This is a genomic window from Stenotrophomonas sp. STEN063, assembly GCF_056854515.1.
This window is the reverse complement of sequence record NZ_JBXFWF010000042.1, coordinates 17,616-41,167: the sequence shown is the minus strand read 5'-3', so window position 1 is coordinate 41,167 and position 23,552 is coordinate 17,616. Positions and strand designations below refer to the sequence as shown.

The following is a 23,552-nucleotide window of genomic DNA, read 5'->3' as shown; positions in this document are numbered from 1 at the left end:
CCCCCCCCACTACAACAGCCTGTTCAGCGATAGACGACGTGGCGTAGCGCGAAGAAGCTCACCACCGCCAGCCCGAGCTCGACCACCGGCTTGGCCAGCCACGCATACTGCAGGCCAAGCGATTGCGCGACCCAGTCGATCAGTCCGGTACTGATCACGGTCATCAGCAGCCAAAACACCCAGAAGCGCGCAAAGCGTTTCCAGCCATGACGCTGTTCGCCTTGGGTTGCAAACGTGTAACGGCCGTTGAGCCAGAAGCCAAACAACGCGCCACTGATCCGCCCCACCAGGTTGCTCGGTGCGACGGGTATGCCAAGCGCCGTCACGGCAACAAATACCCCCCAGTCCAACGCCAGCTGCGCCAGGCCGATGATGATGAACTGGGTGCCTTGGCGGAATAGGCTCATGGCTGTGGTGGGCTCTGGCGAATAGCCTGCAATGCTAACCCCTTGCGCTTAGAATCCAGAGACTCTCGAAGGAAGTTCCACGCATGTCCCAGCCGCTGCACGTCATCATCCTCGCCGCCGGCGCCGGCAAACGCATGAAGTCGCTGTTGCCCAAGGTGCTGCAGCCCATCGCCGGGCAGCCGATGCTGGCGCACGTGATTGCCACCGCACGCGAGCTGAAGCCAGCCGGCATCCACGTAGTTTACGGTCATGGTGGAGAGGCAGTGCGCGCCGCCTTCGCCGACCAGCAGGACCTGCTGTGGGCCGAGCAGAGCCAGCAACTGGGTACCGGCCATGCAGTCCAGCAGGCCATGCCGCAGGTGCCGGATACGGCGCAGGTACTGGTGCTGTACGGCGATGTGCCGTTGATGCGCGCGCAGACCTTGAGCGCACTGCTGAACAACGGCCCGCGCCTGGCGGTGTTGGTGGCCGAGCTGGATGATCCCAGCGGTTACGGTCGCATCGTCCGCGATGCCGAAGGCAAGGTCGCGGCCATCGTCGAGCAGAAGGATGCCAACGATGAGCAGAAGCGCATCCGCACGGTGAACACCGGCATCATCACCGCCGAATCCACCGCGCTGCGTCGCTGGCTTTCAGGCCTGTCCAACCGCAATGCGCAGGGCGAGTACTACCTGACCGACGTCTTTGCCTCCGCCGCCAACGAGTACGCACCGGCCGAACTGGTGCTGGTCAGCGATGCGCAGGAAGCGGAAGGGGCGAATGACCCCTGGCAGCTGTCACAGCTGGAGCGGGCTTGGCAGCTGCGCGCAGCCAAGGCGCTGTGCGAGCAGGGCGCGCGTCTGCTGGACCCGTCGCGCTTTGACCAGCGTGGCACGGTCAAGGTCGGGCGCGATGTGCAGATCGATGCCAACGTCATTCTGGAAGGCGAGGTCGAGCTGGGCGATGGCGTCAGCATCGGTGCTTTCGTGCGGCTCAAGGACGTCAAGCTCGGCGCTGGCACGGAGGTGCGCCCGCACTGTGACCTGGAAGGCGTGATCAGCGAAGGCGCGGCCCAGATTGGACCGTTCGCACGCCTGCGCCCGGGTACGGTGCTGGCCGATGGCGTGCACGTGGGCAACTTCGTGGAGACCAAGAAGGTCACGCTGGGCAAGGGCAGCAAGGCCAATCACCTCACCTATCTGGGTGATGCGGTTATTGGCAGCGGCACCAACATCGGCGCCGGGACCATTACCTGCAACTACGATGGCGTGAACAAGTTCCAGACCACGATTGGCGACAAGGTCTTCGTGGGCTCCAACAGCTCGCTGGTCGCGCCGGTGACGATCGAGGACGGTGCCACGATTGGTGCCGGCTCGGTGATTACTCGCAATGCACCGGAAGGCAAACTGACGCTGGCACGCACACGTCAGCAGACGCTTGAAGGCTGGACACGCCCTGTCAAAAAGTCCTGAGCCCAGGTTGGCGCAGCGCGATGAGCTCGCGCTGCTACCGCGGATAGAAGCGCAGGCGGGTGAACGCCTGCGAGGGCATCCTGCTGCGAAGGTGTTTGCAGCGAGCCCAACCGAGCCAGCGTTGTTCGAACAGGCCTGGCAGCGTGGAATGTTGTGGGTCATCGTCAGTGAACAGCAACTGGCCGGCTATCTGATGGCAGGTGTGCTTGGTGCTGACTTCCATATCCAGCAGATGGACGTTGCACCGACGCATGGCCGCAAAGGCTTGGGCCGTGCCTTGCTGCGGCACGCGTTGCAGCAGGCGAGGGCATCAGGACATCACCGGGCGGTGCTCACCACCTTGAGCGACGTGGCCTGGAATGCCCCCTTCTATGCCAGCGAGGGTTTCAGTGAATGGCCATCGCATGCGCGGAGCGCAGGCATGCGCGAGGTGATGGCGGCCGAGGCAGCAGCTGGCTTTCCAATGGAGTTGCGGTTGGCGATGCAGCGAATCTTGTCGTAGCCGCAAACCGCTTCTTGTGGGAGCGGCGTAAGCCGCGAAGCCGGTGCAACATCAAAGGCGGTAAAGCCAACCCCTCCCCAACCCTCCCCTTTGCTGCGCAAAAGGGAGGGGGCGTAGTGCCGAGCCATGCTCGGCAAGGCTTTCCCCGTGGCCCCACCGATTTGTAGGAGCGGCGTGAGCCGCGAAGCCAGGACAGTTTCAGATAACCGGTGGTGCGGGTGCTGATGCGGTATCAGCTTCGCGGCTGACGCCGCTCCCACAACCATGGCTACGCCCGCTTAGTCGTGTGGCAACAGGATCGCCACGCACAGACCGCCGTCCTTGCGGTTCTGCAGGGAGATGCGACCGCCATGTGCCTCGATGATCTCGCGGGTCAAGGCCAGGCCAAGGCCGGTGCCATTGCGCTTGGTTGAATAGAACGGCATCAATGCGTTCTGCAGTACCGCTTCGTTCATGCCGGTGCCGCGATCCAATACCTCGATGCGCAGCCAGTTGGGCAGGCGCGCGATACGCACTTCCACCGAATCATCGGGTGCGCCATTGTCAGCACCGGCTTCGTGCGCATTCTTCAGCAGGTTCAGCAGGGCCTGCGAGAACTGTGATTGATCCAGGCGGCTGTACTGCTCGTCGACCATCGGCGCCATGCGGAAGCTGATCTGCTGCTGCAGGCCATGCAGGAACTGGCTCCAGGCAACGGTCTGCAGCTGCGGCTGCGGCAGCTTGGCGAAGCGAGCGTAGCCGCGGATGAAACCTTCAAGGTGACGGGCGCGTTCTTCCACCGTGCCGAAGATATCTTCAAGGCGATCATGGCGGCCGCGTCGTACCAGTTCGGCGCCGGAATGCGCCAGCGAAGCAATCGGTGCCAGGGAGTTGTTGAGCTCATGGCTGATCACGCGGATCACCTTCTTCCAGGTCTGTACTTCCTGGCGGCGCAACTCGGCGGTGAGCAGGCGCAGCAGCAGCAACTCATGCGGGCGGCCATTCAAATGGAAGGCACGACGCGACAGGTGGTAGATCTGCTCGTCGTCATCATCGTCTTCGGCCGCATCCGGATCACGCACCGCGAACAGGCTGTCGCCGCCGCGGGCAATGGCATTGCGCAGCTCGATCGGCATGTTCTCCAGCAACTCGTGCATGCGCTGACCTTCAAGCTTCCAGCCACCATGCAGCAGCTTGCGCGCGGCGGTGTTGGAGAAGGTCACACGCTGTACGCCATCGCCACCATCGGTAAGCAGCAACATCGCCACCGGGGTGTTCTGCACCATGGTGTCGAGCAGCAGCTCACGCTGCACCAGCGATTGCCGTTGTTCGCGCAGTACATCGCCCAGTTCGGCATGCGCCTGCACCAGCTGTGCGAACTCATCGTGACCGCGCCAATGCACGCCGAAGTTGAACTCGCCGTCGCGGTAGCTGCTGGTGGTGCCGGCCAGTGCCCGCAGCAGCGAACGGATCGGCGAGGTGGCGCGGCTCAACGCCCACCACATCGCAGCCAGCAGGAACACGGTGGAAACGCATACCACCACCCAGCCGCGGTCCATCCAGTAGGCCAGGAACCATGGCAAGGCCGCAGCAAGTGCCAGCACCGGCAGCAGGCGCAGGAACAGGGTGAAGGTGAAGGAGCGCGTTTTCACTGATGGCTGCTCATTCGCGCGGAATGCCGTGGCGGTCCATGCGGCGGTACAGTGCCTGCCGGCTCAAACCCAGCTCGGCGGCGGCCTGGGCGATGACGCCACCAGCGCGTTCCAGGGCGCTGACAATGTGCTCGCGGTCGGGTTCGTCTGCCGGTGCGGTGGGGCGTGCGGGCGCGCGTGGCAGGTTGAGGTCGGCAACTTCAATGCGCGGTCCCTGCGCGAGCAGGGCGGCGCGCTGGATCACATTGCGCAGTTCGCGCACGTTGCCGGGCCAGTTGTGGCGTTGCAGCGCCTGCAAGGCCGATGCCGACAGCGGTTTGCCATCGGCAAGGAAGTACTGCGCCAGCGGCAGGATGTCCTCGCGCCGTTCGGCCAGCGGCGGCAGGCTGAGCTCGACGGTATTGAGCCGGTAATACAGGTCTTCGCGGAAGCTGCCCGCACGGATCATCGCCGGCAGGTCGGCATTGGTGGCGCTGACCACGCGCACCTTCACCTGCCGCTCGCGGTTGGAGCCCAGCCGCTCGAAGCGCCCGGTTTCCAGTACGCGCAGCAGTTTCATCTGCCCGGTCAGCGATAGGTTGCCGATTTCGTCCAGGAACAAGGTGCCGCCATCGGCTGCCTCGAACTTGCCCTCGCGGGCCTTGTTGGCACCGGTATAGGCGCCGGCCTCGGTGCCGAACAGTTCGGCCTCGATCAGTTCGGAGGGAATGGCGCCGCAGTTCAGTGCGACGAATGGACCCTTCTTGTGTGCGGAGTTGGCCTGGATGATTTCGGCGATCTTTTCCTTGCCGGCGCCGTTGGGGCCGGTGATCAACACCGGCAGTTCCGAGCGCGCGACCTGGCAGGCGAGGGCGATGATGCGCTCGCTGGAAGGGTCGGCGAACACCAGCCCGCGCAGGTCGTAGCGATCGTGCAGGGCCTGTTGCTGGCGCTGCTCGCGGGCGCGACGGCGGGCCAGCTCGCGGCGCGCCTCGGCCAGTTCCAGCAGGTTGTTGACCGTGGTCAGCAGGCGACCGTCATCCCAGGGCTTGGCCAGGTAGTCGGAGGCGCCGGCCTTGACCAGTTCCACCGCGCTGTCCAGGTGCGTCCAGGCGGTCAGCAGGATCACCGGCAGGTCCGGATGCGCCTGGCGGATGCGCCGGAAAAGATCCTGGCCTTCCTCACCGGAGGTGGTGTCGGCGGTGAAGTTCATGTCCTGCAGGACCAGATCGAATTCATGTTCGGCCAGCATCGCCAGGCCCTGCTCGGGCGAGGTGGCGTGGCGGGTGTCGATGTCGTGCAGGGAGAACAGCACGTCCAGCGCGGTGGCCACGGCGGTGTTGTCGTCGATGATCAGGATCTGTGGCATCGGTTGTCGCAGAAGAAGATAAAGGGACGCGGTGCTGGCGCTGAAGTCAGCACATTACACGTTGCCGAATGTGTTGGCTGGGACGTGTGACAGTGCCATATCGAAGCCCGGCCACGCCACACGGTGAGCCGCTTGTAGTGCCGCCCTTTTGGGGGCGGTGCTGCCCTGCATCCAGTCTCTGGATCATGGAGTCGCGGCGCGGTGCCCGTAGCTCAGCACCCGCGTTGCCTGCCACTGACCATCACGCAGGCGCCAGATGATGACGAAGTCGGCTACGCCGTCACAGTGTTCGCCCTTCAGATCGCAGAATTGGTGCTGGCCTTGTTCGATGGCGCCGAAGTCCTTGATCGGGAATACCTCCAGCGTGCCGGGTAGCAACTGCCGGGTGTAGTTGCCGCAGGCATGCTTGCGGGTGTTCGCCAGCATGGAATCGCGTGTCCAGGTTACCCCGCCATTGTCGTGGTAGAACTCGACCGCCGCATCGAAATACCCCGCATGCTTCTCGAACTGGGCCGGATCGCTGCAGCGGTTGAAGCTGTCGAACATACCGTGGTCGAGTGCGGCGATGGTGTCGTGCAGGCTGCCATTGTCGGCATCAGCCGCGTGCGCGGGGACCATCGTCAGCGAGCACAGCATCAGCAGTAGGAACGTCAGCGTGGTTTTCATCGGGCGACTCCGGGAAACAGTGGAAGAGGATCAGGCAGCGCGGGTGGCGACCGCCGGTGGCACGGCCGCTGCGCGACGCGCGGGCCCAAGCACGGCGATCTGCCCCAGCAGCAGCAACAACACCGCTGCCACCGGCAGATACATCAGCGGCAGGCGTGGCAGTTCGTACCGGCTCATCAGGAACATGTTCAGCGCATAGGCCAGGATCAGCCCCACGATGATGCCGGCACTGCTAAGCAGCAGGTTCTCGAGCTGGAAATTGCGCAGGATGTGTTTGCGGGTTGCCCCCAGGGCGCGGCGGATGCCGATCTGGCGCGTGCGTTGCTGCACCCAGAAGCTGGCAAGGCCGACGATGCCGAAGGCGGTTACCGCCAGCAGCGCGACGCAGACCGCAAGCAACAGCCAGATCACCGAGCGATCACGGTGCTGGAAGGCGTCACGCATGCGTGACACGGTGCCCTGTTCCTCGATGATGCGGTTGGGGTCGGCCTTGTTCAACGCGGCGATGGCGGCCTTCAGCACGGCCTCGCGCTGCTCGGGGCTGGTACGCAGCGCATAGGCACCGTTGGAGACGCGGACCGGGAACACCATGCTGTCGAAGCGGCTGCTGAACTCGCCAGCTTCGCCGGGTGCCAGCAGGTCATCGATCACGCCCACGACCTGGGTCGGCTTGCTGCCCCAGACATAGATGTTGCTGCCCACCGCGTTGCCATCCGGGAACAGGGACCTGGCCAGCGAGTGGCTCAACAGCACGCTGGGTACGACAGGATCGGCATCGCCACCAGCAAAAGCGCTGTTCTCCAGGTACTCGTCGGGCTTGAAGCCGCGGCCCTCGCGCAGTTGCAGGCCAAAGGTCGGCAGCAACTGGCCGTCGTCCATGTAATTGGTGGCATGTACCGTCGGGCGTGTCTGGTTCGGCTGCAGGCGTATGCCCGAGCCCCAGACATTGCTGCCATACGGGATCTGGTTGATGCTGCTGACTGCCTTCACGCCGGGGACGGCGGCAAGTGCGGCCAGGTCCTGCTTGCGCAGCGCATCGTAGTTGACGTCCGGCAGCAGGCTGCTGGTGGCCAGGTAGACCAGCTCGTCCTCGGCCACGCCGCTTTTCAGCTGTATCTGCGCAACGCGGTTGCTGATGATGAAGACCGCATTGCAGATGATGGCGCAGCTGATCGCGATCTCGAACACGACCAGCAGTGCGGCAATCTTCTGGCGGGACAGCATCGACAGGGTGGGGCGGATGTCCAAAGGTGTTCTCCGTGGCGGCGAGAGCTGCCGTTGCTGACGCGGTGGATTCAGCGCCACCGTGTCACTGGCTCTTGAGCTGTAGTGCGGGAGGAATCTGCATGGCCCGCCAGGCCGGCAACAGCCCGGCGACCAGGCTCACGCCAACTGCCAGCACGAAGGTCATCCACAGGGTGGTGACATCCATCTGCGCCAGCTTTGCGTACTCGTCCGGTTGCTGGCGGATCAGCCACAGACCGATCGCCGCAAAACCCAGCCCCAGTACGCCGCCGGCCAGGCCGATGAAGCCGGCTTCGGTCAGGCATTGTTTGAAGATGTCCGCGCGTGAAGCGCCCAGCGATCGGCGTACGCCGATCTCGCCGCTGCGGCGCAGGAACTTGGCCAGCAGCAGACTGACCGTGTTGATCAGGCAGACCAGCAGGAAGCCGAAGGCCAGCCACATCTGCAGGCGCACGTCGTTGGGCACGATGCGGTTGAAGTCCAGCCACCCCATCACATCATGCAGGCGCACATTGGTGGGGCGTTCGAAGCGACCGTTGGCACGCTGGGTATCGGAATAGTCGGCCAGGTATTTCAGGTAATCGCGTGCCTTGTCCGCTGTGTCCAGCTCCACCCAGTACTGCAGCCAGGCACAGGGCGCGGTGAGGCCGCGGTTGCCTTCGCCGTCATCGCTGCTGCCCCAGCAGTTCATGTTGCCCTGGGTATCGAGCCTCAGGGTGCGCGAGGTGGAGAACGGCAGCAGCACCTGTTCGTTGCCGCCATAACGCTGGCTGGTCAGGTCGTAGAAGCGCGGCGTGGGCTTCCAGTTGCCAAGCAACCCAACCACGCGGAACACGCCCTGCGGCAGGCGCAGCTCCTTGCCGATCACGTCCTCGCTGCCGTACAGCCGCTGCGCCAGCTTGCGGTCAATGACCGCCACCAGCGCACGGCTGTCATCCTCGGCCGCACTCCATGCGTTGCCTGCTGCCAGTGGCACCTCGAACATCGGGAAAAAATCCGCCGAGGTGTAGCGCGCCATCGCCCGGAAAGGCTGTGCGGTGTTGCCTGCGGGCATCACCGTCACCGAGCCGGCCGTCATCACCGCCTGGCGGTCAGCGCGCTTCTGCCGCAACAACTCCTCGGCGTCATAGCGGGTCATCTGCTCCAGCGGGTCCGATTCCAGCGTGGCGTCCTTGCCCAGGCTGCGCGGTTCCAGCTGCGGGTAGAACAGCTGCTGGCTCTTGCGTGGAATCGGATCCCCTGACAAGACGAAGTACAGGCCAAGGGTGGTCATGGTCGCGCCGATGCCGACCGCGATGGTCAGCACCATCAAGGTGGTCAGCACCTTGTTGCGGCCGAAGCCGCGCCACGCCAATTGCAGGTAATAACCGAACATGTTCCGTCCTTGAACTGACGTATCAGGTGCTGCGTGTGGCTACTGCCGGTGGAATCGATGCTGCCTTGCGGGCCGGGCCGAACACTGCGATCTGGCCCAACAGCCACAGCAGTACCGCGCCCACCGGCAGGTACAGCAGCGGCAGGCGCGGCAGCTCGTAGCGACCCATCAGCCACTGGTTGAGCAGGTAGGCCAGCAACATGCCGACCACGATGCCGATACCGGCCAGCAGGAAGTTCTCGGTCTGGAAGTAGCGCAGGATCTGCGCGCGGGTGGCACCCAGCGCACGACGGATACCGATCTGCTTGGTGCGCTGCTGCACCCAGAAGCTGGCCAGGCCGATGATGCCCAGCGCGGTCACCAGCAACAACAGGCCACTGACGATCAGCAGCAGGCCAATCATGTCGCGGTCATTGGCGAAGTTCTTGGCACGCTTCTCCTCAACGGTCTGCTTGGTCCAGACCAGGCGGTTGGGATCGTTCTTGTCCAGCGTCGCCAATGCCTGCTTCAGCACCTCATCACGGCGTCCCTGCTCGGTGACGCGCAGGATGTAGCGGCCGCCGTTGGAGAAGTTCATGCGGATCGGGAAGATGATCGAATACGTGCGGTTGTTGTTCTGCATGTTCGGCCGCAGCAGGGTCTGCGCCACGCCCACCACGGTCACCGGGATGTTCGCCATATACAGGGTCTTGCCCACCGCATTGCCGTCCGGGAAGAACTGCTTGGCCATGGCTTCGGTGAGGATGGCCGGTGCTTTCAGCTTGCCCAGGTCTTCCACCTTCTCCAGTACATCGCTGCTCTGGTATTCATCGGCATTGAAATCGCGGCCGGCGACCAGCTTGACTCCCAGGGTCTTGAGCGCGTTCTCGCCCACCATGTACTGGGCGCCATTGATCGACTGCGCTTCGGGCTCCGCGGTGGCTGCCAGTGAGGTGTTCCAGGAGCCGCCCTGGAACGGCAGCTGGTTGACGATGGCCACGCTCTCGACGCCGGGGATGCCGCGCAGCGAGGCGATGTCCTCGGCAGTGCGGGCGTCGGCATCAACCTGCTCACCAATGCCGCTCAGGCCGATCTCGATCAGGTGGTTGTCATCGATGCCACTTGCCAGCTGCATGGCGTCGATGCGCTGCGACACGATGAACAGTGCGTTGCAGATGATGGCGCAGCTCAGCGCGATCTCCAGCACGATCAGTGCGGCGGCTGTCTTGTGCCGCGACAGCGTGGAGAGGATGGGGCGGATTTCCATGAGGTTTCTCCGGGGAAGCGTGGAGCTGGGAATGGGTTTGGTTGGGAGAGGCGAGGGCGAGGGCAACTGCCAAAGCACCCCTCCCCGGCGCTCCCCTGCGCGTTGCGCAAGGGAGGGGGTAATGGCGTTACTGGCTCTTGAGCTGCAATGCCGGGGTTACCTGCATGGCGCGCCAGGCAGGCAGGATGCCGGCGAGCATGCTGGCCAGCACCGCCAGGGCGAAGGTGACCAGCAGCATCGAGCCATCCAGGTGGGCGAGCGAGGCGTATTCGGCCGGCCGCTGGCGTACCGCCCACAGGCCAAACAAGGCGAATACCAGTCCGAGCAGACCGCCGGCCAGGCCAATCGTGCCGGCCTCGATCAGACACTGCTTGAAGATTTCGGCGCGGCTGGCACCCAGTGCACGGCGCACGCCGATCTCGCCGCTGCGACGCAGGAACTTGGCCAGCAGCAGGCCAACGGTATTGACCAGGCAGACCAGCAGGAAGCCGAAGGCCAGCCACATCTGCAGGCGCACGTCGCCCGGCACCGCGTTGCGGTATTCCATCAGGTCCATGACATCACGCAGGCGGGTGTTGGCCGGGCGCTCGAAGCGGCCGGCAGCGCGCTGCTGCTCGGAGTAGTTGTCCAGGTAGGCCTTGAAGTCCTTGGCATCGCCGGGCGAGTTCAGCTCGACCCAGTACTGGATCCACGAGCACGGCACGTTCAGTGCGGTGGCGTCATTGACCAGCTCGCGGCCGAAGCAGTTCATGCTGCCATTGCGGCCCAGCTTGAGTTCCAGTGCGGTGCTGAAGGGCAGGTAGACATCCTCCTCGGAGTCGAACTTGCCCGAGTACAGGTCGTAGAACTTGGGAGCAGGCTTCCACTCCTTGAGCACGCCTACGATGCGCATGGCATTGCCTTCGACCAGTACTTCCTTGCCGACGCTGTTTTCGCCCTTGAACAACTTGTCATTGAGGGTGTCGCTGATCACCGCGACGCGGCTGCGGCCCTGGTCCTCGTCGCTGCTCCAGCCCTGGCCGAACGCGAACGGCGTATCGAACATCGGGAAGAAGTCGGCCGAGGTGTAACGCATGCTGATGCTGAAGGGCTTGAGTGCGTCGATGCGCGGATCGACGATGCCGCCGCCGCCGGTCATCATTGCCTGGCGCGGCGCCTTCTTCTGCCGCAGCAGTTCTTCGGAGTCGAAGCGCGTCATCTGCATCTCGGGCTCTTCGCCGGGCTTGTAGCCTTCCTTGGTGTAGGGATCCAGCTGCACATAGAACAGGCGATCGCTCTTGTGCGGGATCGGGTCGCCGGAGAGCACCTTGAACACCGTCAAGGTGGTCATCGCCGCACCGATGCCGAGCGCGATGGCCAACACCATCAGTGCGGTCAGGATCTTGTTGCGGCCGAAGCTGCGCAGCGCAAGTTTGAAGTAATAACTGAACATGGACGATCCTTGGCAGCTCAGGCGCTGCGGGTGGCGACGATGGGCGGGATGGAAGCGGCGCGCAGGGCAGGGCCGATGACGGCGGCCTGGCCCAGCAAGCACAGCAGTACGGCACCCAGCGGCAGGTAATACAGCGGCAGCCGGGGGATTTCGAAGTAATGCATCAACAACTGGTTGCCGGTGTAGGCCAGCAGCATGCCGAGCACGATGCCGGCGCTGGTCAGCAGCAGGTTCTCGGTCTGGAAGTAGCTGATGATCTGGCGGCGGGTCGCACCCAATGCGCGGCGCACGCCGATCTGCTTGGTGCGTTGCTGCACCCAGAAGCTGGCCAGGCCGATGATGCCCAGCGCGGTGACCAGCAGCATCACCAGGCAGATGCCCAGCAACAGGCGGGTCATGCTGCGGTCCTGCTGGAAGTAGACCTCGCGCAGCTGCTGCAGTGTCTTGCTGTAGTCGGCGGAGATGATTGCCTCCGGCGTGACCTTGGGCGCGGCGGCGACGGCGTCGCTGACGATGCGTTGCAGGTCACGCGGGTTGGCGCGGATCACATAGGTGCCGGCCTGCGCATCGGTGGTCACCGGTACGATCACCGACCACTCCATGCCGGCCAGTCCATTCTCGCTGCGGCCCGGGTCCGGGCGCGAGAAGTGCGCCAGCACGCCGGCCACGGTGAGCTGGTAGTCGCCCATCCACAGCTGCTTGCCCAGCGGGTCCTGGCCCGGCCACAGATGTTTGGCAAACGCCTGGGTGATCCAGACCTGGGCGTGCGTCGGCAGGAAGTTCTCCACCGGCTGGTAGTCGGCGTCGCTGAACATGCGGCCCTGCACCGGCTTCAACTGCAAGGCATCGATGGCACCTGCGTCCATCGTGTAGAAATGCGGCACGCCACCATGGTGCTTGCCTTCCGGATCCAGCGAGACGCCGGCGGTGCCGGCGCGTTGGCCGAACGGCACGGCATTGAGGACGCCTACCGCCTGCACGCCGGCCTGGCCACGAAGCTGCTGCAACCAGCGGCTGTTCACGTCCACCTCTTTGCAGGCGTCACAGTCGAGCAGGCTGAGTGTTGCGATGGAGGCCTCGTCGACGCCGCTGTTCATGCCGATCAGCTCCATCCGCGATGCGGCCAGGAACAGGGCATTGCACAGCACGGCGCAGGCCAGTGCGATTTCCAGCACGATCAGGCTGGCGGCGATGCGGTGCCGCGACAACGTGCTGATGATGGGTTTGATGTCCAGGGTCATCGCTTACAGCGCCTTGATCTGCAGGGCCGGATCGATGCGGGCGGCGCGCAGCGCCGGCAGCAGTCCAGCGAGGACGGTGGTGGCCACCGCGGTGGCGAACGTGAGGCCAAGCATGGTCATGTCCAACTGCACCATGTCGGCATAGGCCAGTGGTTGCTGGCGGATGCTCCACAAGCCGACCAGGGTGAACAGCAGCCCCAGTACCGCACCGCCAACGCCGATCAACGCCGCCTCGATCAGGCACTGCTGGAACACCATCGCGCGAGTTGCACCGAGGGCGCGCAGCACACCGATCTCGCCGGTGCGACGCAGGAACTTGGCCAGCAGCAGACCGATGGTGTTGAACAGGCAGATCACCAGGAAGGCCAGTGCCATCCATGCCTGCAGCTTGACGTCACGCGGCACCACGCCGTTGTAGTCCATCCACTCCATCAGGCTGCGCAGGCGCGTCAGCTCGGGCTGGCTGATGCGGCCCAGCTGCTGTTGCTGCTGCACATAGGCCTGCAGGTGTTGCTGGTAGGCCGCAACCTTTGCCGCACTGTCCAGCTGCACCCACAGCTGCAGCCACACGCAATCGGTGTTTTCCAGGTAGCCGGGTTTCTCGGGCAACTTGTTGCAGGTGAACTGGCGGAAGTTGCCGGCGTTGATCTGCAGGCCGGTGAAGAACGGCACCATTACGTCTTCAACCTGCCGGTAGTAGTCGGCGGTGTCGCCCTGCGCGAAGCGGCCGCCAGCGACGGTGTAGAACAGGGGGGAAGGGCGCCATGGTTTGAGCACGCCGATGATGCGCACTTCGCTGTCGCGGATGCGCAGCATCTTTCCGGTGCTGTCCTTGCCGTCGAACAGGCGCTGGTTCAACTCCGAGGAGATCACCGCCACGCGGGCGCGGCGCTGGTCATCCTCGGCCGACCAGCCGGCACCGTAGGCCATCGGCACCTGGAACATCGGGAAGAAATCGGCGGTGGTGGACAGCAACGTGGTCATCATCGCCGGCCCTTGGCTAGCAGGCGCGGATAACTTGACGGGGCTGTCCACCACCAAAGCCTTGCGATCGGCTGGACCGTCACGCCACAGGTCCGTCGCCGAGGTGTAGTCGAGCATGTCCAATGGCTCGCGCCGCGCCCGCTCGCCGCGCGTCGATGCATCCACCTGCGGGTAATAGATCTGCACACTGCGCCCGGGCAGTGGATCGCCCGAGAGCAGGTGCTTCACCGTCAGCGTGGTCATCGACGCGCCAATGCCCATCGCAATCGACAGCACCATCAGTGCGGTCAGCACGGGGGTGCGGCGCAGGCTGCGCAGGCCTTGGCGGAGGTGGTAGGCGAACAGCGACATGCGCGGGATCAGCCCTGGTTGTCGGCAACGGCGGCGATGCGGGCGGCGTGTGCCAGCACCGGCTCGCGGATCAGGTCGGTGGCCTGGCCATCGACGATGTGCACGTTGCGCTGGGCGCGTGCAGCCAGTTCCGGATCATGGGTGACCATGACGATGGTGGTGCCCTGGCTGTTGATCTCTTCCAGCAGCTCCATGACGCCACGTGCCATCTGCGTATCCAGGTTGCCGGTCGGTTCGTCGGCCAGCAGCAGGCGCGGGCTGCCAGCCAGGGCGCGGGCGATTGCCGCACGCTGCTGCTGGCCGCCTGACAGTTCAGCCGGATAGTGCTTCATGCGCGAGCCCAGACCGACGTCGGTCAATGCCTTCTCGATGCGCTGCTTGCGCTCGGCCGAGGGCATGCCGCGGTAGCGCAGCGGCACATCGACGTTGTCGAACAGGTTGAGGTCGGGGATCAGGTTGAAGCCCTGGAAGATGAAGCCGATCTTCTGGTTGCGCAGGCGCGAGCGGGCGTCGTCGCCGAGGTGGCTGACGTCCTGGCCATCAAGCAGGTACTGGCCGCTGGTGAAGGTCTCCAGCAGGCCGGCGATGTTGAGGAAGGTGGTCTTGCCCGAGCCCGAGGGGCCGGTGACCGCGACGAATTCGCCTTCGCGCACATGCAGGTCCAGCGAGCGCAGCGCATGGGTTTCGACCTGCTCGGTACGGAAGACCTTGGAGACGGATTGCATATGGAGCATGGGTATTCCTTTCAGCGACGGGGAATGTGGAAGGTGGAGCGGGAGCGGGGTGCAGGGATTGCGTTTGAATGGGTGTAGCCAGGTCCGGCGATGGGGCGGGAATTCGAGGGTGGCAGCGTGGACGGCAGGGTTCACGACAACCCGGACGCCTGCAGCTGTTTCCCATCACGATTCCCGAATCCCCATTCCCGGCCCCTATCAATTGATCGACACGCGTTCGATGTCGCCGAACAGATCCGCGCCGGAGACAACGATCTTTTCGCCCGGCTGCAGGCCGGAGACGATCTCGACTTCGCCCAGGCTGCTGACGCCGGTCTGGATCGGACGACGCACCGCGGTGCCGCCGCTGACGACATAGGCGTAGCGACCACCGGACTGCTCGACGAACGGGCCGCGCTCGACCTTGAGCACGTTGTTGCGGGTGTCCAGCAGGATGCGTGCGCTCATGCGCTGGCTCTGGCGCAGGCCCGGCGGCTGCTTGTCGGAGAAGCGCAGGCGGGCAACGACTTCGCCGTTGACCACTTCCGGCGACACCGCGGCGATCTCGCCGGGGAATGGCTGGCCGGAGCCGCTGGTCAGCTGCGCCGGCATGCCGATGGCCAGGTCACGGGCGAAGCTCTCCGGCACCTTGATTTCGATCTCGAAGCGCGACAGATCGACCACGCCCAGGATCGGGGCGTTGGCGGCCACCTGGGTGTGCTGGGTGGCCTGCACCTGGCCAACCTGGCCATCGAAGGGAGCGCGCAGGGTCAGTGCGTCGACCTGACGCTTCACTTCAGCCACCACCGCTTCCTGACGATCCGCCATCAAGCGCTTGTTGCGCGCATCCAGGCTCGCCCCCTGACTCTGCAGGTTGGCGTCCTGCTGGGCGTGCTGCAGCTCGATCTGGGCTTTCTTCAGTTCGTCCTGGGCCTTGGCCAGGTCGACCTGCGGTACCGCGCCGCCATCGAAGCCGCGCTGGTAGCGTTGCAGGTCGCGCTCGGCAGCGGTGCGCACCAGGCCGGCCTGGTCGGACAGCTTGGCGCCGGTGGCGCGGGCCAGGGTGGCATCCAGTGCGGCGCGGCTGGCTTCGGCCTCCAGACCGGCCAGGGTTGCCTGTTCCTGGGCCAGCTTGCTGCGCAGTTCCGGGCTGTCGATCACCGCCAGTTCCTGGCCCTGCTTGACCACGTCACCGGCAACCACCTTCAGGGTCACGGTGCCAGCGGAGATGGCATACAGCACGGGGCTGTTGGCGGCGATGACGCGGCCGTCGGCAGCGATGTCGCGGACCAGGTCGCCGCGCTTGACCTCGGCAATGCGCAGGCGGTCACCGTCGAAGGAGCGGCTGGCGCCCAGCCAGTTGCTGACGACGTAACCGATGCCTGCCACCACCACCGCGGTGATCACTGCAGGCCACATGTAACGCCGCCACACGGGTTGCGGGCGCTGGGTACTTACCTGGTCCTGGGCGGAGGTGTCGCGGATCATCGTCGGCTTCGCTGCTGGGTTTGTTATCCATTAAGCAGGTCGCGTGCCAACTCCAAGCAATTGAATTTGTTTGGAAAATATTCATCGTTGTGAGTGTCCGGGTGTCCGCGGACGCTCGCGCGGACAGTGTCCGGGCGCCGATGTCCCGCCATGTCCGCTGGTTGTCTGATCCAGCTGACTTAGAATGTCCGCTCGTAATTACCAATGGGTAGGCCATGTGCGGGATTGTTGGGGCGATCGCTGATCGCGATGTGGTTCCGGTACTGATTGAAGGACTCAAGCGGCTGGAATACCGCGGCTACGATTCCTCCGGCATTGCCGTGCTGGATGCCGAGCACATCCGCCGCGTGCGCCGCACCGGCCGTGTTGCTGAAATGGAAAACGCTGCCATCGCCGAGCAGTTCCATTCGGTGCTGGGCATCGGCCATACCCGCTGGGCCACCCATGGCGGCGTCACCGAATCCAATGCCCATCCGCATATCAGCCAGGGCGTGGCGCTGGTGCACAACGGCATCATCGAGAACCACGAGGAGCAGCGCGAGAAGCTGCTGGCGCTGGGCTATGTGTTCGAGTCGCAGACCGATACCGAGGTCATTGCCCACCTAATCCACCATCACCTCAAGGCTGACCAAGACGATCTGCTCAGCGCGCTGCAGCGCACGGTCAAGGAACTGACCGGTGCCTATGCATTGGCAGTGATCAGCCAGAACGAGCCCGAGCGCATGGTGGTGGCACGCATGGGTTGCCCGTTGCTGGTTGGCCTGGGCGATGGCGAGAACTTCGTTGCCTCTGACGTATCGGCCATCCTGCAGGCCACCCGCCGGGTGATGTTCCTGGAAGAGGGCGACACCGCTGAACTGACCCGTCATGGCGTGCGCGTATTCGATGCCAACAATGCACCAGCACAGCGCGAGCAGCGCATGTCGGATGTATCGCTGGCCTCGTTGGAACTGGGCCCTTACCGCCACTTCATGCAGAAAGAAATCCATGAGCAGCCGCGCGCGCTGGCCGACACCATCGAGGCGGCGATTGATGCCGGTGGTTTCCCGGCAGCGCTGTTTGGCAAGAATGCCGAAGCCGTGTTCAAGGATATCGAAGGCGTGCAGATCCTGGCCTGCGGCACCAGCTACTACGCTGGCCTGACCGCACGTTATTGGATCGAAGCGATCGCCGGGCTGCCGTGCAGCGTGGAAATCGCCAGCGAATACCGCTACCGCGCCGCCTACGCCAATCCCAAGCACCTGATCGTCACCATCTCCCAGTCCGGCGAAACGCTGGACACGATGGAAGCGCTCAAGTACGCCAAGTCGCTGGGTCACACGCACACGCTGTCGATCTGCAACGTGCCGGAAAGCGCGATTCCACGTGCCAGCGAGCTGGTCTGCTACACCCGTGCCGGTGCCGAGATCGGCGTGGCCTCGACTAAGGCCTTCACCACCCAGCTGGCTGCGCTGTTCCAGCTGACCGTGGTGCTGGGCAAGCTGCACGGCAAGGTCGATGCCGAGCAGGAGAGTGGCTATCTGGAGCAGCTGCGGCATCTGCCGGGCAGCGTGCAGCACGCCTTGAACCTGGAGCCGCAGATCATCGCCTGGGCAGAGCGTTTCGCCGGCAAGTCGAACGCGCTGTTCCTCGGCCGCGGCCTGCATTACCCGATCGCGCTGGAAGGCGCGCTCAAGCTCAAGGAAATCTCCTATATCCACGCCGAGGCCTACCCGGCCGGCGAGCTCAAGCACGGTCCGCTGGCGCTGGTCGACGCGGAAATGCCGGTGGTGGTGATCGCTCCCAACGACAGCCTGCTGGAGAAGGTGAAATCCAACATGCAGGAAGTGCGTGCGCGTGGCGGCGAGCTGTTCGTGTTTGCCGACCAGGACAGCAACTTCAATGCCTCCGAGGGCGTGCATGTGATCCGCACCCCGCGCCATGCCGGCGTGCTCAGCGCCATCGTCCACACCATCCCGGTGCAGATGCTGGCCTACCACACCGCCCTGGCACGCGGCACCGACGTGGACAAGCCGCGCAACCTGGCCAAGAGCGTTACCGTGGAGTAACGCAGGTGTCACGGGAGCGTAACCGGGACTACGGATAATCACCGCCAGCAGCCCGGTCCTCTCTCCCCCGACGTTGCTCGAAGCCCGGCCCAGCGCCGGGCTTTTGCTTTGCGCAAGCAGCGGGTACGGGCCGCCGGTGACCTTGGAAAGCTGTCCATGGACTTCGGATGCCTGGGCACAGTGCGAAGGTGGTGCAGCGACGGGCTAAGCTGCCCGCCCTTGTGATCGCGAGCTGAACCAGTTGTTTTCTAGGAGTACCCAAATCGCCCCTTGCCACGCACTGCATGGTCAAGGGGGGGGCACTGTGTCCGTCGCCCCTGCAATTGGGAGCGGGTAATGAGGGTGCGGAAAAGCCACGACCGGCAAGGTCCGGGCGGGAGACGATGATGGAGCCGGCCGGACAGGACCAGCCCGGGCGCGATTTCGCTGCCCGCGCGGTCCACGACTACAGCGCCGAGCTGCACCGCTACCTGCGCCGGCGGGTGGCCGAGGCGCAGGACCTGGGTGACCTGGTGCAGGAGGTCTACCTGCGCCTGCTGCGCGTGCAGAACATCGAGACGGTGCGCAACCCGCTGGCCTATATCTATGGCATCGCCGCGCATGTGGCCAGCGAGTTCAATATGCGCCAGCGGCAGGGCCGACTTTTGTACGACTCGACCGTGGTGGACGCGGTCGCCGAGAACCCGGGACCCGCGGCTTTCAGCGAAGGCGGCGGCTTCTTCGAGCGGCAGGTAGGCGATGCGCTGGCGCAGCTGCCGGCCAACCGGCTGGCGGTGCTGCTGCTGGAGCGGCGCGAAGGCCTGAGCCACGCGCAGATCGCGCAGAAGCTGGGGCTGAGCGTGCATACGGTGAAGAAATACAGTGTCGAAGCGCTGGCGCATGTACGCGCGAGCTTGGAACGATGAACAGGATGTGGACCCTGCGACAGGCAGGGCGGGTGAAACCATGAATATCTATCGCACATCGCCGCAACAGAGCCGGGAGCGCGCCGCACGCGAGGCCGCCGAGTGGCTGCACGTCATGGGCGAGACGCCCAGCGATGCCGACCGGGCCGGCTTTGCGGCCTGGGTGGCGCGCTCGCCGCTGCACCTGGAAGAGCTGCTGATGGCGCAGTTGGTGCAGCGCGAGCTGGCCACAAGCGGCGCGTTGCAGGCCTTCGACCTGGACGCGGTGCTGGCACAGGCCCAGGCCATGGACAACGTGGTGCCGCTGCACGATGCGCCCAGCGCTGTAACGGGGGCAAGGCTGCTGGAACGTAAACCTGCCGCACGTGGGCGCCGTCGCAGGCTGGGTTGGGCGCTGGCAGCGGGCGTTGCCGCCTGTGCGTTGCTGGCGGGCAGCTGGACCCTGCTGCAGCCGGAAGTGCCGGTTCACCAGTACGCCAGCGCGGTCGGCGAGCAGCGCAGCATCGCCCTGGCCGACGGCTCGATGGTCACGCTGGCACCGGCTTCATACATTGCCGTGCGCTTCAGTGCGGGTGTGCGTGACATCGAGCTACGTGATGGCGAGGCCACTTTCGACGTGGCGCACGACAGCAGCCGCCCGTTCCGCGTGCACGCAGGCGACAACACCGTGCAGGCGGTGGGCACGCGCTTCACCGTCAACCGGCTGCCTTCGGGCACGCTGGTCGCGGTCAGCGAGGGCAAGGTCAAGGTGACGGCCAACAGCAATTGGCTGGAATCGCTGTGGCGCGACGATGCGTCCACACTGGAAGCGGGCAAGGCCAAGGTTGAATCGCTGGGCCGTCCTGCGGCATTGTCAGCCGGTGAACAGGCTCGCATACCGCAGGGCCAGCAGGCCATGCTGCGGATGCCGCTGGAAGCGCCGAACCCGCCCGCCGATGGCAAGCGCCGTCTGAGCTTCCGCAACGACACCCTGGCCGACATCATCAGCGAGTTCAATCGCTACAACCCACGACCGATCGTGGTGACGGATCCGCTGATCCGCGAGCAGCGCTACAGCGGTGTCTTCCATGCCGATGATGCCGATTCCTTCCTGCAGTTCCTGGAATGCTGCTCGCAGTTGCAGGTCAGCAGGCAGGCCGACCGCAACGTGATCGCTGCCCGCGGCAGTCGTCAGTAAGCGGCAGTGCAGGAATCCACAAAAATATTTCTGGGTTTGAGTACCCTTTTCCCGCACTTGGACACACGGATGTAACAAGAGGCTGGTTCCGCGCAAGGCGGCTCCGGTTGCTCGGTAACCATTCGATGTCTTTCGGGGGCGAATTATCCATGGGGTCCAGCACTATTCTTCATAAACACGCGCTGGTGAAGGCGGTGGCGCTAGCGCTGCTGGTCGGCACCAGCAATGTGGCGGTGGCACAGTCAGCACCTGCCGCGGCTGCGGCGGCCGATGCTGCGGTGTTCACGTTTGATATTCCTGCGCAATCACTGGCGTCGGCACTTGAAGTTTTTGCAGAGCAGTCCGGCCTGCAGGTGGTCTACGCCGGCAATGCAGGCAGTGGCGTGCAGAGCGGAGCAGTCAGCGGCCAGGTGGGCGCGGCGACGGCCCTGCAACAGCTGCTTGCACCCACCGCGTACATGCATGAGTTCATCAACGCGAAAACGGTCGCCATCCGCCCACGCAGCAGTGCAGGTGACGTGGTTGAACAGGAGGGAGGTAGCGCTGAAACGCTGGAGACGATCAATGTCACCGGTACCTACCTGAAGAACATCGATCCGGCTTCGCCGCTGATCGTGATCGATTCGCAGCTGATCGAAAGCCGTGGTTATGCCTCGATCGAAGACGTGTTGCGCAACCTGCCGCAGAACTTCTCCAATCGCACCAGCGCTTCGCGCGCGCTGGGCGAGAAGGAGTTTGGCAGTTCCTATGGCGATGGCGTGTCCGGGCTGGGTTCCTCCGGTGCCAACCTGCGTGGCCTGGGCAGCCGCTCCACGCTGATCCTGGTCGATGGCCGCCGCCGCAGCGGCTCGGCACAGGCGCAGGGCGCCTATACCGATATTTCCTCGATCCCGGTGTCGCAGATCGAGCGCATCGAAGTACTCAGCGACGGCGCCAGCGCCATCTATGGCTCCGACGCCGTGGCCGGCGTGATCAACATCGTATTGAAGAAGTCTTACGACGGTACTACCGCGCAGCTTCGTCACGAGAACTCCAGCACCGGCGCCGACGTGTCGCGGCTGGACCTGGCCCGCACCTTTAGCTATGGCAGTGGCCACGTTACTGCTGCCGTCGGGCTTGAGCGCACGCTGCCTGCCGATGTCACCAGCCTGATCCATGTTGGCCCGAATGGCCGCGGCGACTTCAGCGACCGTGGCGGCGTCAACGGCCGTACCCGCAACAAGGGCCAGCCCGGCGTGGTCTATGAGTCCTTGGATTTCGGCATCGATTACCATTTCATGGGCGAGGCGCTCGGCGTGATTCCCGGCGGCCAGGATGGCACCGCGCTGGATCCGGACAGCCTGCTCGCCTATGACCCGGCCACCGCACCGTCGACCTATGAGCGCAGCCGCATCGGTCCCAAGATCGACAATCGCTATGTCCGCATCAGTGGCGTACACGATCTTGGCGAAACCACGCAGCTGAACTACGGCATCAGCCATGTGCGCCAGGTCAACAAGGAGAATTGGCGGCCGACGCTGTTCGACTTCAGCATCTTCGAGGACGGTTACAACACCTACGTTCCCGAGGGCAATCCATACAACAACTTCGGTAGTGACGTACTGGTCGGTTATTCGTTCGAACGTGAGTTCGAAGGCATGAACCTGAGCGAAGACCAGAAGCAGACCAACAGCGACGCGCATGTCGGCATCAACGGCAAGCTGCCGTTTGCCAAGGGCTGGGATTACGAGGCGACGTACAGCATCGGCCGCGAGAAGGGCACCACCACCGCCTTGATGGACCTGACCGGCTCGATGGGCGCCGATGGCTATGCGCGCACGCTGGAAGTGCTCAATGGCTTGAACGTGTTTGGCGACGGCAGCAACGATGTCATCGTCGCGCGCAACCGCGAGCTGCTGCAGAGCCTGGTCGAGCGCCATGTCTATCGCTTCCAGTCGCGTGCCAATACCGTCGACCTGCTGACCCGCGGTGAGCTGTTCCAGCTGCCCGCGGGCAAGATCGAAGCGGCATTTGGTGCACAGCACCGGGAGCAGCGCTACAACTACGAGAGCAACCTCGGCGAACGGTTGAACTCGGAAAGCACCGGAAAATCCGAGGCGCTGTTCACCGAAATCGGCATCCCGCTGTTGAAGGATCAGCCGCTGGCCAAACTGCTGAGCCTGACCGTTGCCGCCCGCTACGAGCGCTTCGACCAGCGCGGCGACAGTGCGCTGCGCGATTGGTCGGCCGGGCTCGGTGAACTCGGTGGCTTCGATGTCGAGCAGCTGACCGGCGTGAACAATGATGGTGCTGGTGGAGTCACCGGCAGCGATACCTTGGTGTCCCGCAGCTTCAGTCGTACCAGTCCGCTGGCACGGCTGGCCTGGAAGCCGATCGATCAGCTGCGCCTGCGCGCCACCTGGGGCGAGTCCTTCCTGGTACCGCAGGCCCAGCAGCAGTTCGGCCAGCTGATCATGGACGACTACACCTCACGGGTGCTGTTCAACGGTGGGCAATTGCCGGATGGCGTCACCCAGATCGTCGCACTCAGCGGCCCCAACGTGAACCTGAAACCGCAGGTGGCCAGCGTGGTGACCTATGGCTTCGACTGGGTGCCGGGATTCGCCACCGGCCTGCAGCTGTCGGCCACCTATAACCGCACCACTTTCGACAACTACATCGGCGATCCGCTGTCGGGGCTGACCTATTCGGAGATCTTCAAGGACATCAGCAAGATGCCCGAAGGGACCTTCACCCTGGGCGAGAACGGGGTGATGCTGTGGGACAACCGTGCGATCAACTTCCTCGGCCGGCGCTCGCGCAGCGTCGATACCACCGCCAGCTATTACTTCGGCAATGACTGGGGCGATTGGCGAATCGAGCTCAATGCCGTGCGCACGCTGGAACTGACCTCGCGTTCGCTGGCATCAATGCCGACGCTGAGCTATGCGGACAGTGAGCTGGGTCCGAGCAAGTGGGCGGGCGACCTGTTCGTCGGCTGGGAAGGGAGTGCGTGGTTCGCGTCGCTGGGCAGCCATTACAGCGCCGCGCATCGCGTGCTGTACCCGCTGTCGGCCACCGCCACCGATTACAACGATTTCACTCCCAATGAAAATCCGCGTACGCGCTCGGCGTCCTACACCACCTTTGATGCGCAGGTCGGCTATCGCAAGCATCAGCGTGATGGTTGGTTGGGTGGGGTGACCGCGCGAATGGGCGTGCAGAACATGTTCGATCGCGACTATCCGTTCGTCGACAACCTGTCCGGCTTCGTCTCCAACCGCGTGAACATCCGCGGCCGCGTGCTCTACCTGGACATCAAGAAAGAGTTCTGACGCCGTCGCGTTGCTCCGTAACAACGCG

At 64.3% G+C, this 23,552-nt stretch carries 18 protein-coding genes; 6 read left to right on the top strand and 12 right to left on the bottom strand.

Features of this window, described 5'->3' with window-relative positions; translation table 11 throughout:
* Nucleotides 1-23: 23 nt before the first annotated feature.
* Nucleotides 24-407 (bottom strand): GtrA family protein, encoded by a 384-nt coding sequence (locus AC1VWL_RS12275; protein WP_482986878.1) that lies wholly within the window; start codon nucleotides 405-407, stop codon nucleotides 24-26.
* An 83-nt stretch (nucleotides 408-490) separates the two neighbouring features.
* Between AC1VWL_RS12275 and glmU the strand changes: the two genes are divergently transcribed.
* Together glmU and AC1VWL_RS12265 are read left to right on the top strand one after the other, a co-directional pair.
* Nucleotides 491-1,858, top strand: coding sequence for a bifunctional UDP-N-acetylglucosamine diphosphorylase/glucosamine-1-phosphate N-acetyltransferase GlmU (gene glmU / locus AC1VWL_RS12270; protein ID WP_482986877.1), 1,368 nt, complete (start codon nucleotides 491-493; stop codon nucleotides 1,856-1,858).
* Nucleotides 1,859-1,949: 91 nt separating this feature from the next.
* The gene (locus AC1VWL_RS12265; protein ID WP_482986876.1) at nucleotides 1,950-2,360 is read left to right on the top strand and encodes a GNAT family N-acetyltransferase; all 411 of its coding nucleotides are present in this window, start codon (nucleotides 1,950-1,952) and stop codon (nucleotides 2,358-2,360) included.
* A 278-nt stretch (nucleotides 2,361-2,638) separates the two neighbouring features.
* Here the strand turns inward: AC1VWL_RS12265 and AC1VWL_RS12260 are convergent, their stop codons facing one another.
* From AC1VWL_RS12260 to AC1VWL_RS12210, 11 genes are all read right to left on the bottom strand, one after another.
* Complete coding sequence (locus AC1VWL_RS12260; RefSeq protein WP_481534508.1) at nucleotides 2,639-3,991, bottom strand: sensor histidine kinase; 1,353 nt, start codon at nucleotides 3,989-3,991, stop codon at nucleotides 2,639-2,641.
* A gap of 10 nt (nucleotides 3,992-4,001) precedes the next feature.
* Nucleotides 4,002-5,339 (bottom strand): sigma-54-dependent transcriptional regulator, encoded by a 1,338-nt coding sequence (locus AC1VWL_RS12255; RefSeq protein WP_482986875.1) that lies wholly within the window; start codon nucleotides 5,337-5,339, stop codon nucleotides 4,002-4,004.
* A gap of 183 nt (nucleotides 5,340-5,522) precedes the next feature.
* Nucleotides 5,523-6,005 carry a nuclear transport factor 2 family protein gene (locus AC1VWL_RS12250; RefSeq protein WP_482986874.1) on the bottom strand — a complete coding sequence of 161 codons (483 nt, stop codon included), beginning with the start codon at nucleotides 6,003-6,005 and terminating at the stop codon, nucleotides 5,523-5,525.
* A gap of 30 nt (nucleotides 6,006-6,035) precedes the next feature.
* Complete coding sequence (locus AC1VWL_RS12245; RefSeq protein WP_482986873.1) at nucleotides 6,036-7,253, bottom strand: ABC transporter permease; 1,218 nt, start codon at nucleotides 7,251-7,253, stop codon at nucleotides 6,036-6,038.
* Nucleotides 7,254-7,314: 61 nt separating this feature from the next.
* The gene (locus AC1VWL_RS12240) at nucleotides 7,315-8,625 is read right to left on the bottom strand and encodes an ABC transporter permease (RefSeq protein ID WP_482986872.1); all 1,311 of its coding nucleotides are present in this window, start codon (nucleotides 8,623-8,625) and stop codon (nucleotides 7,315-7,317) included.
* Nucleotides 8,626-8,647: 22 nt separating this feature from the next.
* Entirely contained in the window at nucleotides 8,648-9,871 is a 1,224-nt protein-coding gene (locus tag AC1VWL_RS12235; RefSeq protein WP_296247626.1) for an ABC transporter permease, read from the bottom strand.
* A 127-nt stretch (nucleotides 9,872-9,998) separates the two neighbouring features.
* Nucleotides 9,999-11,303 (bottom strand): ABC transporter permease, encoded by a 1,305-nt coding sequence (locus AC1VWL_RS12230; RefSeq protein WP_296247629.1) that lies wholly within the window; start codon nucleotides 11,301-11,303, stop codon nucleotides 9,999-10,001.
* Nucleotides 11,304-11,320: 17 nt separating this feature from the next.
* On the bottom strand, nucleotides 11,321-12,544 hold the full coding sequence (locus AC1VWL_RS12225; RefSeq protein WP_481534504.1) for an ABC transporter permease: 1,224 nt from the start codon (nucleotides 12,542-12,544) through the stop codon (nucleotides 11,321-11,323).
* 3 nt (nucleotides 12,545-12,547) lie between these two features.
* Complete coding sequence (locus tag AC1VWL_RS12220) at nucleotides 12,548-13,873, bottom strand: ABC transporter permease (RefSeq protein WP_482986879.1); 1,326 nt, start codon at nucleotides 13,871-13,873, stop codon at nucleotides 12,548-12,550.
* A 14-nt stretch (nucleotides 13,874-13,887) separates the two neighbouring features.
* Nucleotides 13,888-14,613 (bottom strand): ABC transporter ATP-binding protein, encoded by a 726-nt coding sequence (locus AC1VWL_RS12215; protein ID WP_313173319.1) that lies wholly within the window; start codon nucleotides 14,611-14,613, stop codon nucleotides 13,888-13,890.
* Between the two features lie 198 nt (nucleotides 14,614-14,811).
* Entirely contained in the window at nucleotides 14,812-16,080 is a 1,269-nt protein-coding gene (locus tag AC1VWL_RS12210) for an efflux RND transporter periplasmic adaptor subunit (RefSeq protein WP_482986871.1), read from the bottom strand.
* Nucleotides 16,081-16,295: 215 nt separating this feature from the next.
* On the opposite strand from AC1VWL_RS12210, the gene glmS reads away from it, so the two are divergent.
* The 4 genes from glmS (at nucleotide 16,296) to AC1VWL_RS12190 (ending at nucleotide 23,524) form a co-directional block, all read left to right on the top strand.
* Nucleotides 16,296-18,128 (top strand): glutamine--fructose-6-phosphate transaminase (isomerizing), encoded by a 1,833-nt coding sequence (gene glmS / locus AC1VWL_RS12205; RefSeq protein ID WP_482986870.1) that lies wholly within the window; start codon nucleotides 16,296-16,298, stop codon nucleotides 18,126-18,128.
* A gap of 386 nt (nucleotides 18,129-18,514) precedes the next feature.
* The gene (locus AC1VWL_RS12200; RefSeq protein WP_482986869.1) at nucleotides 18,515-19,033 is read left to right on the top strand and encodes an RNA polymerase sigma factor; all 519 of its coding nucleotides are present in this window, start codon (nucleotides 18,515-18,517) and stop codon (nucleotides 19,031-19,033) included.
* A gap of 40 nt (nucleotides 19,034-19,073) precedes the next feature.
* A complete protein-coding gene (locus AC1VWL_RS12195; RefSeq protein WP_482986868.1) occupies nucleotides 19,074-20,210 on the top strand; it encodes a FecR family protein in 1,137 nt (378 codons plus the stop codon).
* 149 nt (nucleotides 20,211-20,359) lie between these two features.
* Nucleotides 20,360-23,524, top strand: a complete 3,165-nt coding sequence (locus tag AC1VWL_RS12190; RefSeq protein WP_482986867.1) for a TonB-dependent receptor — start codon at nucleotides 20,360-20,362, stop codon at nucleotides 23,522-23,524.
* Nucleotides 23,525-23,552: the final 28 nt, after the last annotated feature.

Coding starts and splice junctions, on each gene's coding strand:
- AC1VWL_RS12275 (WP_482986878.1), bottom strand. CDS start 407: ATGAGCCTATTCCGCCAAGGCACCCAGTTCATCATCATCGGCCTGGCG.
- glmU (WP_482986877.1), top strand. CDS start 491: ATGTCCCAGCCGCTGCACGTCATCATCCTCGCCGCCGGCGCCGGCAAA.
- AC1VWL_RS12255 (WP_482986875.1), bottom strand. CDS start 5,339: ATGCCACAGATCCTGATCATCGACGACAACACCGCCGTGGCCACCGCG.
- AC1VWL_RS12250 (WP_482986874.1), bottom strand. CDS start 6,005: ATGAAAACCACGCTGACGTTCCTACTGCTGATGCTGTGCTCGCTGACG.
- AC1VWL_RS12240 (WP_482986872.1), bottom strand. CDS start 8,625: ATGTTCGGTTATTACCTGCAATTGGCGTGGCGCGGCTTCGGCCGCAAC.
- AC1VWL_RS12235 (WP_296247626.1), bottom strand. CDS start 9,871: ATGGAAATCCGCCCCATCCTCTCCACGCTGTCGCGGCACAAGACAGCC.
- AC1VWL_RS12230 (WP_296247629.1), bottom strand. CDS start 11,303: ATGTTCAGTTATTACTTCAAACTTGCGCTGCGCAGCTTCGGCCGCAAC.
- AC1VWL_RS12225 (WP_481534504.1), bottom strand. CDS start 12,544: ATGACCCTGGACATCAAACCCATCATCAGCACGTTGTCGCGGCACCGC.
- AC1VWL_RS12215 (WP_313173319.1), bottom strand. CDS start 14,613: ATGCTCCATATGCAATCCGTCTCCAAGGTCTTCCGTACCGAGCAGGTC.
- AC1VWL_RS12210 (WP_482986871.1), bottom strand. CDS start 16,080: ATGATCCGCGACACCTCCGCCCAGGACCAGGTAAGTACCCAGCGCCCG.
- glmS (WP_482986870.1), top strand. CDS start 16,296: ATGTGCGGGATTGTTGGGGCGATCGCTGATCGCGATGTGGTTCCGGTA.
- AC1VWL_RS12200 (WP_482986869.1), top strand. CDS start 18,515: ATGGAGCCGGCCGGACAGGACCAGCCCGGGCGCGATTTCGCTGCCCGC.
- AC1VWL_RS12195 (WP_482986868.1), top strand. CDS start 19,074: ATGAATATCTATCGCACATCGCCGCAACAGAGCCGGGAGCGCGCCGCA.
- AC1VWL_RS12190 (WP_482986867.1), top strand. CDS start 20,360: ATGGGGTCCAGCACTATTCTTCATAAACACGCGCTGGTGAAGGCGGTG.